This is a genomic window from Oceanobacillus halotolerans (assembly GCF_010993955.1).
In the GTDB taxonomy this organism is placed as follows: Bacteria; Bacillota; Bacilli; order Bacillales; family Amphibacillaceae; genus Oceanibacillus_A; species Oceanibacillus_A halotolerans.
The window spans coordinates 239,343-250,766 of the sequence record NZ_WIXL01000001.1; the positions used below are offsets into that span (position 1 = coordinate 239,343).

The 11,424-nt window shown below is 37.9% G+C and carries 8 protein-coding genes; 4 read left to right on the forward strand and 4 right to left on the reverse strand.

All coding sequences use genetic code 11. The features are described from left to right. Positions 1-17 precede the first annotated feature (17 nt). A complete protein-coding gene (locus GHC26_RS01155; RefSeq protein ID WP_163969408.1) occupies positions 18-494 on the forward strand; it encodes a DUF1850 domain-containing protein in 477 nt (158 codons plus the stop codon). A 27-nt stretch (positions 495-521) separates the two neighbouring features. Beyond that, entirely contained in the window at positions 522-2,690 is a 2,169-nt protein-coding gene (locus tag GHC26_RS01160; protein ID WP_163969409.1) for a TRAP transporter permease, read from the forward strand. Positions 2,691-2,750: 60 nt separating this feature from the next. Here the strand turns inward: GHC26_RS01160 and GHC26_RS01165 are convergent, their stop codons facing one another. From GHC26_RS01165 to nikC, 4 genes are read right to left on the reverse strand one after another with little or no spacing between them, the layout of a single operon-like run. Continuing rightward, positions 2,751-3,770: an ABC transporter ATP-binding protein gene (locus tag GHC26_RS01165; RefSeq protein ID WP_163969410.1), complete on the reverse strand. Its 1,020-nt coding sequence runs from the start codon at positions 3,768-3,770 to the stop codon at positions 2,751-2,753. Beyond that, positions 3,742-4,785, reverse strand: coding sequence for an ABC transporter ATP-binding protein (locus GHC26_RS01170; RefSeq protein WP_163969411.1), 1,044 nt, complete (start codon positions 4,783-4,785; stop codon positions 3,742-3,744). Before GHC26_RS01170 ends, GHC26_RS01165 begins: the two co-directional genes overlap by 29 nt. 33 nt (positions 4,786-4,818) lie before the next feature. Further along, the gene (locus tag GHC26_RS01175) at positions 4,819-5,775 is read right to left on the reverse strand and encodes an ABC transporter permease (protein WP_163969412.1); all 957 of its coding nucleotides are present in this window, start codon (positions 5,773-5,775) and stop codon (positions 4,819-4,821) included. Positions 5,776-5,791: 16 nt separating this feature from the next. Continuing rightward, positions 5,792-6,694, reverse strand: a complete 903-nt coding sequence (nikC, locus tag GHC26_RS01180) for a nickel transporter permease (protein WP_163969413.1) — start codon at positions 6,692-6,694, stop codon at positions 5,792-5,794. A 219-nt stretch (positions 6,695-6,913) separates the two neighbouring features. On the opposite strand from nikC, the gene GHC26_RS01185 reads away from it, so the two are divergent. Both GHC26_RS01185 and GHC26_RS01190 read left to right on the forward strand, forming a co-directional pair. Next, positions 6,914-8,527: a glutathione ABC transporter substrate-binding protein gene (locus GHC26_RS01185; protein ID WP_163969414.1), complete on the forward strand. Its 1,614-nt coding sequence runs from the start codon at positions 6,914-6,916 to the stop codon at positions 8,525-8,527. Positions 8,528-9,707: 1,180 nt separating this feature from the next. Next, positions 9,708-11,354 (forward strand): glutathione ABC transporter substrate-binding protein, encoded by a 1,647-nt coding sequence (locus GHC26_RS01190; RefSeq protein ID WP_163969415.1) that lies wholly within the window; start codon positions 9,708-9,710, stop codon positions 11,352-11,354. Positions 11,355-11,424: the final 70 nt, after the last annotated feature.

Consider the following 11,424-nt stretch of genomic DNA (forward strand, 5'->3'; position numbering starts at 1 on the left):
GCAGCATTGGATGGATAGTGGGGACTACGTTACTAGTTATAATCGGCATTTTCTTGCTTTTATCAAAGGTACATGTTTTATACGCCCTTGATGATAATGGGAACATTTTGATAGCAGAGCGAGTGAATGCCGATATGACTTTTTCTTCCCAATATATCCATTCGGTTGCAAAATGCCCAATTATCGAGAAATTCGAGATTTCAGATCAATATAAAATGGTTCTAATGGAAAGCTGGAACTGTAGTTTTGGTGCAGGAATTGAAACAGAACCGCCACCAGGAGCGACAGATCGCATGGAAGATGGCTTTTATGTGATTGATAATATCCAGCAAGTACACGATGAAATACGCTTTCATCCAGTAGCGATTACTGATCAAGTTTTAACCATTGGTGAAAAATCATGGAATGTTTCACGATATCCATTTGTAGGGAAAACATTTACAGTTCAAATTCAAGAAAAAGCACAACTAACCTATTGGTTATCGAAACTGTAACGGTGTTGAAGGGAAAGGGGGCTCTGTATGGCTAATACAAATATTGATCAACCATATGATATGCAGAAATTAAACAAAAAAGTAGATGAGTTGGAGGGTAGTGATCGTACCTTATTTGGTTGGATGGCAATGTTAACACTAATCATTGCTGTAAGTATGTCTTTGTTTCATTTATATACAGCAGGGATAGATATGTTACCTCGCATGCAACAAAATGCCATTCATTTAGGATTTGCATTAACATTAGTGTTCTTACTATTTCCGTATAAAAAGAGCCTCGGTCAAACGAAGATCCCTTGGTATGATTTTATGTTAGCTGGACTCGGTGCTTCAATAGGAATTTATATTGTCATGATATCCGATGAGATTTTAGGAAAAGTAGGAAACCCAACAACACTTGATACAACCATGTCCATTATGGCTGTTTTACTGGTACTAGAAGCAACAAGACGAGTGGTAGGAAAGCCACTTGTGATATTAGCATTTGCCTTTATGGCCTATGCATGGTTAGGTGATCAATACTTACCAGACTTTCTCGGTGCTAGAGCTATTTTACCTGATACGATTAATCATTTCGGTTTTACGATAAATGAAATCGCTGAATTTATGTATCTATCCAATGAGGGTATTTTTGGTACACCCATTACGGTATCTGCTCAATACGTATTTATTTTCATTCTTTTTGGTGCATTTTTAGAGGTAACAGGTGCTGGTCGAATGTTTATTGACCTTGCTGTTTCTGTGGTTGGTTCGTTCAAAGGTGGACCAGCAAAAGCTGCGGTTGTTTCGTCTGGATTAATGGGCTCGATTTCTGGTAGTTCGGTTGCCAATGCTGTGACAACAGGGACATTTACCATTCCATTAATGAAAAAAACAGGTTTTAGACCAAAAGTAGCTGGAGGAGTGGAAGTGGCTGCTTCTTCTAGTGGACAATTGCTGCCTCCTGTAATGGGTGCTGCGGCCTTTATTATGGCTGATTTTACGGGTATTCCCTATTTAGAAATTGCGGCTGCTGCAGCAATACCAGCTCTGTTAAGTTATACGGCAATATTATTTATGGTTCATTTAGAAGCTAGCAAATATAATTTAAAAGGAATTCCACGTAAAGACCTTATTGCGCCATGGAAGATTATAGCTGGTAGAGGATATTTATTACTTCCAGTTTTAGCACTTATCGCATTATTAATTATGCGTCTAACGCCAATCCTTGCATCTTTTATGGCGATTGTAGGTGCTTTGACGATAGCACTATTTTCGTATCGGATGCAAAAGCATTTCGGTGCAGGTTTTTTAGTTTCCTTGCTTTTTATTGGAACTGCATACGTAGGCCATTTATTATTTGGTTTAAACCAATATGTAACCCTTGTTTCAGCAGGTAGTCTCATTTTTGCTTTGATTTGGTATGCATTAGAAAAAAAGGTCAAAAATGAGCAGCCAGTCAAATTTGGATTCAAAGAGTTTTTGACCGCACTGGAAGTTGGTGCTAAAAACTCATTGAGTGTTGTGGCTGCCTGTGCTGCTGCTGGAATTTTAACAGGTGTTGTGACAATGACTGGCCTAGGACCGATCTTATCAAGCTTAATATTAGACCTTGCAAATAATCAATTAATGTTAGTTTTATTATTTACAATGTTTGCTTGTATCATTATGGGGATGGGACTACCGACTACGGCAACATATATTGTCTTGGCAGCAGTTATGGCACCAGCATTAATTCAAATCGGTGTACCAGTTTTAGCTGCACATTTATTTGTATTTTATTACGGTATTTTAGCAGATGATACACCACCAATTAACCTACCAGCTTATGCCACTTCAGGAATTGCGAAAGCGGACCCCGTAAAAACCGGGGTACAAGGGTTTAAATTTGATATGGGTGCATTACTGCTACCATTTGCATTTGTGATGAATCCAATGCTCATTTTACAAGATGAGACCGCAACATGGATGATGATTGTATGGAGCATTGTAACAGCATTTATTGGGATTATTGCATGGGCGACATTTATTCAAAGCTACTTGTTTACGAAATTTGGATGGATTGAACGCATACTATCAGTCGCAGCAGCAGTTGTTTTATTAAATCATGCTATCTGGACAGATATGGTTGGAATTACGATCTTCGGATCTATCGTCTTTATACAATGGCGTAAGCAAAAGTATCATCAACAGAAAATCGGTACTACTTTTGGATAATAGAGGAACATAAGAAAACCTCCTAGCTGGATGGCTAGGAGGTTTTGTGTAATCACCCTATTAACGTGTTGGCTGATGCTCACCAGATTTGATTTCTTCAATATAGTGACATGCTGCCATATGTCCTTCTTCCATATAATCTTCGCTTCGAAGAGTTGGTACTTCTTTTGCACATTTCTCTGTTGCAAAAGGACAACGAGTATGGAAGCGACATCCAGTTGGTGGATCAATTGGAGAAGGTACATCTCCTTTTAGGATAATACGCTCTTTTTTACCCTCTGTATTTGTACTAGGAATAGCGGATAGTAATGATTTTGTATATGGATGTTGTGCATTAGTGAATAATGACTTTTTATCAGCTATTTCGACAATTTTTCCTAGATACATTACGATAACGCGATCAGAAATGTGACGAACAACACCTAAATCATGGGAAATGAATAGGTATGTTAAGTCGAAATCACGTTGAAGTTTTTTCAATAGGTTAATAACCTGTGCCTGAATTGAAACGTCCAGTGCTGATACAGCCTCATCACAAACGATTAACTGAGGATTTACACTAAGTGCACGTGCAATCCCGATACGTTGACGTTGTCCACCACTAAATTCATGTGGGAAACGGTCTGCTTGGTGAGCACCTAGACCAACTGTTTCCATCAATTCAATAATACGGTCATTACGTTCTTCTTTCGTGCCTATATTTTGGATTTCCATTGCTTCATTCAATATTTGTCTTACTGTTTGACGTGGGTTAATGGAAGCATATGGATCTTGGAATATAACTTGCATATTTTTACGATTTTGACGCATTTCTTTTTTACTGAATTCTAATAAATTTTTACCATCAAATTCAATTTCCCCAGAGGTTGGTTCATCTAGGCGAAGGATAGCACGTCCTGTGGTAGATTTACCACAGCCTGATTCCCCTACAATACTTAATGTTTCCCCTTCATGAACTGTGAAGGATACATCATCTACTGCCTTAACATGATTGACGGTCCGACCGAAGAATCCACCTTTAATTGGGAAATATTGTTTTAAATTATCTACTTTAAGAAGTTCTTTCTGTGTTTTTTGCATGTACTTTCACCTCCGGGTCGCCATCCCATTTATCGGAATAAATCCAACAACGGATTTGGTTACCATTTTCATCCGTTTCTAATGTAGGAAGTGTTTTACAAACCTCACTGGCAAAAGGACAACGAGGAGCAAAACGACATCCTTCAGGCATTTCTGCAGGACTTGGTACTGAGCCTCTAATAACAGGTAAATCATCTTTAATATCGCGATCATGTGGTGGTAATGAATCCAATAGGCCTACTGTATAAGGGTGTTTTGGATTTGAGAATATCGTATTTACATCAGCAAATTCAACGATTTTACCGCAATACATAACGGCGACATAATCACAAGTTTCTGCTACTACACCAAGGTCGTGAGTAATTAATAGCACTGACATATTTAAACGTTCTTGTAAGTCTTTAATTAATTCTAAGATTTGCGCTTGAATGGTTACATCAAGTGCTGTTGTTGGTTCATCTGCAATTAATAATTCAGGGTTACAAGCAAGTGCCATTGCAATCATGACACGTTGTCTCATTCCACCAGATAGTTCGTGTGGATATTGGTTTACACGTTTTTCTGGTGAAGGGATACCCACTAATTTAAGCATTTCAATTGAACGCTCAATCGCTTGCTTTTTCCCTAAATTTTCATGAATTTTATAAGCTTCACTAATTTGTTGACCGACCGTATAGGTAGGGTTTAGTGAAGTCATTGGCTCCTGGAAAATCATCGAAATTTCATTACCACGGATTTTACGCATTTGGGCTTCACTTTTTTCAAGAAGATTTTCTCCCTTGAATTTAATTTCACCGCCAACAATTTTCCCAGGGCGTTCAATCAAGCGAAGGGTTGAAAGGGAAGAAATACTCTTTCCAGATCCAGACTCACCTACGAGCCCAACTGTCTTCCCTTTTGGGATGGCAAATGTTACGCCATCAACCGCTTTAACTTCCATTTCATCCGTGAAGAAAGAAGTTTTTAACTCATTTACTTCTAATATATTTTCATTAGAATTAGTCTTGGTTGACATGGGTTTCACACCTTTCATAGGTAAAAAAGTCTATTAATCTAAATCTATTCGTTTATTTAAGAATCGATAAGTGATATCTACAAGTAAGTTAACAAGTACGAATAATAATGCTACCACTAAAATCGTACCTTGTACAATTGGAAAATCACGAGCTTGGATGGAGTCGATAATTAATTTACCCATCCCGTTTATTGCAAATACAGTCTCGGTTAATACAGTACCACCTAATAGTGTACCAAATTGCAAACCAACAACGGTTACAACTGGAATTAAAGCATTTTTCAATGCATGTCGATAAATAACAACACGCTCTTTAACACCTTTAGCACGAGCTGTACGAATATAGTCTTGACCAACTACTTCTAACATACTAGAACGTGTCATACGTGCAACAATTGCTGCACCTGCAGTTCCTAATGTGATGACAGGTAATACGATTTGTTCAAAACTACCCCAACCAGATGGTTTGAACCATGCGGTGTCATCGAAAAATGGCACCCAACTTGGTAAGTCTGTACCGATTGCAAACCACTGAATAAGCATTAATCCTAACCAGAAGTTCGGCATACTTAAACCAAATAGTGCAATGATCATGATGATTACATCTGTAAAGGTATATTGTTTAGTTGCTGAGACTATACCAGCAATTAATCCCATAAATACACTTAATATTGTACTATAAACTGCAAGCTCAACGGTAACCCAAAATCTTCCACTGATTTCAGTTGTTACGTCACGTCCACTACGAATGGAACTTCCTAAATCACCTTGAACAGCATTTGATATATAGTTCCAATACTGAACAGGCAACGGATCATTTAGTCCTAATCGTTCTTCGATGTTTTCAACTTGTTCTTTAGGAGCACTTTCACCAGCCATGATCTGTGCTGGATTACCTGGAACAAGGTGCATTAAGCTAAATACTAATATGGAAACACCGATTAATACAGGAATTGTCTGTAAAACTCGTCTAACGATAAATTTAAACATTTAACTGCACCCCTTTCTAGTTTTTCATTTTCGGATCAAGTGCATCCCTTAATCCATCACCAAGAATATTAAACGCTAAAACGACTGCAACAATTGCTATACCTGGGAAGAATGCTACGTGTGGTGCATTATATAAGTAGTTACGGCCATCACTTAACATAGCACCCCATTCAGGCATTGGTGGTTGAGCACCTAGTCCTAAGAAGGAGAGACCACTAGCAGATAAAACAGCAGTAGCGATATTTAATGTTGCTTGAACAATAATAGGCGAGGTTACGTTTGGTAAAATATGCTTAAATATGATTCTAGTATCTGATGCACCAAGTGCTCGAATTGCGTCCACATATTCTAACTTTTTAACAGAGAGTGTGGACCCTCGTACAATCCTAGCAAATACTGGTACTGAGAATATTGCGACAGCTATAATAACATTATTTAAGCTAGCACCTAACACACTTACAATAGCTAGTGCTAATAGGATACCAGGGAACGCTAGTAAAACATCCATTAATCGCATGATAATGGTATCAGTACGTCCACCGTAATAACCAGCAATAATGCCAAGTAGAACACCAACAGTTGCCCCTAAGATAACGGAGAAGAACCCAATATATAGGGTAAGATGCATCCCGTGAATGATACGAGTGAAAATATCTCGTCCATGGTGATCTGTTCCAAACCAATGATCTGCAGATGGAGGAGCTAGCTTATTGACAATCTCTCCTTTATCTGGCTCATAAGTGGTAAGGAAAGGACCAGCAATTGCTACAACGATAAAGAATAGTATGAAAATTCCGCCAACCATTGCAGCTTTATTCTTTCGAAGCTTCTTAAAAAAGTTCTTCCAACTTTCAACCCGAGGATTTAGAGGCTTTTGTTCTTGAGTGACAGTGTTATTGTCTACGTTTGGTTCACCCATAGTTGTTTACACCCTTTCTAATAGTTTATAAGATTTTATCATTTTTCGTAGATTTTTGTAACTACTTTTACGATTATATCATTTTTCTTCGTTTTGACAATGAAAAAAAGATTTATAATTGTCTTGAATTTGAAATTGCACTGTTGTATAGTGATTGTGGACCTTTACCAAATTGGTTTAGTAGTCTATAATTAAATAAAACTATAGGAGGTAACATCTATGAAATTTTCAAAAAATTTTCTCTTATTAGCTTTCGTTTTATTATTGAGTGTCGTTCTCGTAGCATGTGCTAGTGAACCTGACAACGATAGTAGTGAAGGCGACTCTGATAGCGAGGGGTCAAGTGAAACAACAGATGGAGAAGGCGGAGACTTAGTAATTGCCACCACATCTGATGCAGTATCTTTAGATCCAAACGGTTCCAATGATATCCCATCTTATGATGTACAACGTAATATCATTGAAACGTTAGTAAAACAAGATACTAATATGGAAACACAACCTGGTCTAGCACAAGATTGGGAAGCAGTAGAAGATAATGTATGGGAATTTACGTTACAAGAAGGCGTAACATTCCATGATGGTACAGAGTTCACTGCTGAGGTAGTAAAAGCAAATATCGAGCGTGTACTTGATCCAGATGTTGCATCACCACAAGCATCATTATTCGAAATGGTGACAGATATTGAAGTAGTTGATGATTACACAGTTCGCTTTACAACTGAATATCCATTTGCTGCATTACCTGCCCACCTTGCACACCCAGTAAGTGGAATGGTTTCATTAGAGCAAATCGAAGCTGACTACGCTGCAATGGAAGAAGGAGAAGATCCAGGTAGTGTTATTAATGAAAACCCAATTGGTACTGGTTACTTCGTATTTGATGAATGGCAACCAGGGGAATATATTCGTTTAGTAAAAAATGAAGATTACTGGGATGGTAGTGCAAAACTAGATACCGTAACTTTTAAAGTTGTATCAGAAGATTTAACACGTGTAGCTGAACTAGAAACCGGTGATTCACATATTTCAAACCCATTAAGTCCTTCTGATGTTGCACAAATTGAAGCAACAGATGGCCTACGTGTTCACACACAAGGTAGTGTAAGTACTTCTTATATTGGATTTAATATGGCGAAAGAACCATTTGATAATGAACTTGTAAGACAAGCAGTTTCAATGGCAATTGATAAAGAACAAATTATTAATGGTATTTACGATGGTTATGGTATTCCAGCAATTGGTCCAATCCCACCAGATGTATTCGGATATGATGAAAATGTATCTGGTTTAGACTATGATGTGGAACAAGCAAAAGAACTACTAGCTGAGGCTGGATATGAAGATGGCTTCTCCACTACCATTTGGACAAACGATAACCGCCAACGTATTGATGCTGCAACAAACGTGCAACAACAGTTATCAGAAATTGGCATTGATATAGAAGTAGAAGTATTAGAGTGGGGTGCTTACTTAGAGCAAACTGCTCAAGGGGAACATGATATGTTTGTGCTTGGATGGGTAACTGGTACAGGTGATGCAGACTATGCAACCTATCCATTATTCCATTCCGATAATGTCGGGGACCCAGGTAACCGTACATTTACTGAAGATGATGAGCTAGATGCATTATTAGAAGAAGCGCGTCAAACAACAGATCCTGAAGAACGTAGTGAAGTATATAGTCAAGTACAAGAAAGAATTGTAGAGGTTTCACCAATGCTTTTCCTTCACCACCAAGAATATTTAATGGGTGTTAGTGAAAAAGTTCAAGGTTTAGAACAACTTCCAACACAATATCTACAATTAAAAGACGTTTATATTGAAGAATAAAGAAATAGAAAAACAGTCCTCATAATAAAATGAGGGCTGTTTTTTTGTTGTTTTTCCTTAGGAAAATATAAATTTTTAGCTAAGAAGTGGATTCGACGTGGCTAAAATTTTAATGTCCCAAGTATAAGAAAAACGAACACATTCGCTAAGGACAAGCGAATGCGAGTTTTTTTAAAAAAAGAATGTATAAAAAGTTGGCTTTATTTTGTTCATATACAGTAACAGCCACGTCCAGCTTCGAGCGATTGACGTCCTAGTACCGATAGACATAAGGACGCACGATTTTTCATCGGCCAGCGCCTACCCCCTCGAGGTCATAAGCCAATCCACATTACGCGCAAAAAGCGCCACGTCGAGGCTTGGCTTATGCTTGGCAGATAAGAAATAAATATCTTACTGCATAAGTGCAACTAAGGCTTTTACGCCATAAAAACTTGTCGAAAAGCCTAGTTTTCTAATCGGGGGTGAACAAGGCGCTTCTAGCTTTTGTTCTCTAAAAATATTGTTGTTATTTCCTTCATGAATAGTAGATGTATTATGCGCAATAGTTTAGCTATGAATACCGCTACGGAAATACACTTCGCTTTCCGCAGGCGGCTGTTGAGCCTCCTCGTGCTACGCACTGCGGGGTCTCACCTATGCCTCTTTTCCTGCAGGAGTCTTCGTGTATTTCCTCCGCTAGTTATGCACTATTTCACTTCTTATCAATGCATTACTAATACAAGGCTTGATTGGAGCGTAGGACAGTCGACTCCTGCAGGAAAAGCACGTGTCCAGACGTGAGCAGGAAGTGATCTTCTTCCAAGGAGGCTAAGGCCGTGCCTGCGGTAAAGAAGACACTGTGAAAACGTAAAGTTTGAACGATGTCGCACTTATGCCCCTGGTGAAAGCGACTGTCTGGAGCGGAAATCAACCTCACTATTTTATTGCGTATTATATACATTATCTGCAATAAACGATGTGAAAAGAGCCTTTTAATCTATCACTAGCTAAATATTATCCCCTTAACAGCCTAATATTCACTCATAATGAATAGTCATTATTAAAAGTGAGATATTTCACCATTAAAATACTAAAAACAATTTTAGTAATTATCTTGATTTTTCAAATAGTTTGAGGTATATTTAGAATACCAACATAGATCTATTTGATCTAACTAAAATAATAGGGGGTAACATTAGTGAAACTATCAAGAAAGTCTCTTTTACTACTAGTATTTATGTTGTTGCTAAGTTTTATTTTGGTAGCATGTGCAAGTGAACCATCAGATAGTGATGGTGGTGAAGAAAGCGAAGAAAGTGAAGAAAATAATGAAGGCGCTTCCAATGAGGGAGCAGATGATGGAAATACAGAAGAGGGTGGGGATCTAGTAATTGCGAACCTATCAGATGCCGTAGCATTAGATCCAAACGGTTCCAATGACATCCCATCTTATGATGTACAACGAAATATATTTGAAACATTAGTGAAACAAAATGAGAATATGGAAACAATTCCAGGTCTTGCGAAAGAATGGGAAGCAGTAGAAGATACTGTATGGGAATTCAACCTACAAGAAGGTGTTACATTCCATGATGGATCAGAATTTAATGCTGAAGTAGTTAAAGCAAACATTGAACGTATACTTGATCCAGATGTTGCTTCATCTCAAGCATCACTATTAGAAATGGTAACAGACATTGAAGTAGTAGATGATTATACAATTCGTTTTACAACTGAATATCCATTTGCTGCCTTACCTGCACACCTTGCCCACCCAGTTAGTGGTATGGTATCATTAGAGCAGATAGAAGCTGATTATGCTGCCATGGAAGAAGGGGAAGAACCAGGTAGTGTTATTAATGAAAATCCAATTGGAACTGGTTATTTTGTATTTGATGAGTGGCAACCAGGAGAATATATCCGTCTAGTGAAAAATGAAGATTATTGGAATGGCTCAGCAAAACTAGATTCTGTAACATTTAAGGTAATAGCCGAGGATTTAACACGTGTGGCAGAATTAGAAACTGGCGATTCACATATCTCGAATCCACTAAGTCCGTCTGATGTTGCACAAATTGAAGCAAATGAAAATTTACGTGTTAATCAACAAGGCAGTGTAACTACATCGTATATAGGGTTTAACGAAAATAAAGAGCCATTCGATGATGTTCGTGTTCGCCAAGCTATTTCAATGGCAATTGATAAAGAGCAGATTATAGAAGGTATTTATGATGGTTATGGAATTCCAGCAATTGGCCCTATTCCTCCAGATGTATTTGGATTTGATGAAAACATTTCTGGTTTAGGATATGATGTGGAGAAAGCGAAAGAGTTGCTTGCTGAAGCTGGATATGAAGATGGCTTTTCTACTACTATTTGGACAAATGATAATCGTGCGCGTATTGATACTGCTACAAATGTTCAACAGCAGCTATCAGAAATTGGTATTGATGTAGAAGTAGAGGTACTAGAGTGGGGTGCATATTTAGAGCAAACTGCTAATGGTGAACATGATATGTTTGTGCTTGGCTGGGTAGCTGGTACAGGTGATGCAGATTATACCACCTATCCATTATTCCATTCCGATAATGTCGGTGATCCAGGTAACCGTACCTTTACACAAAATGATGAATTAGATGCACTCTTAGAAGAAGCGCGTCAAACAACAGATCCAGAAGCACGTAAAGAAGTATATACGAAGGTACAAGAAAAAATTGTAGAACATTCCCCATGGATTTTTATCCATCATAATGAACTATTATTGGGTGTAAGTAACAAAGTACAAGGCTTAGTACAACTTCCTACACAATATCTAGAATTAAAAGACGTTTATCTTGAAGAATAAAATGATGGTTTTTAAAAAACGTCCTCTTATTTATAAGGGGACTGTTTTTTTCATTCATACATAAAAAATA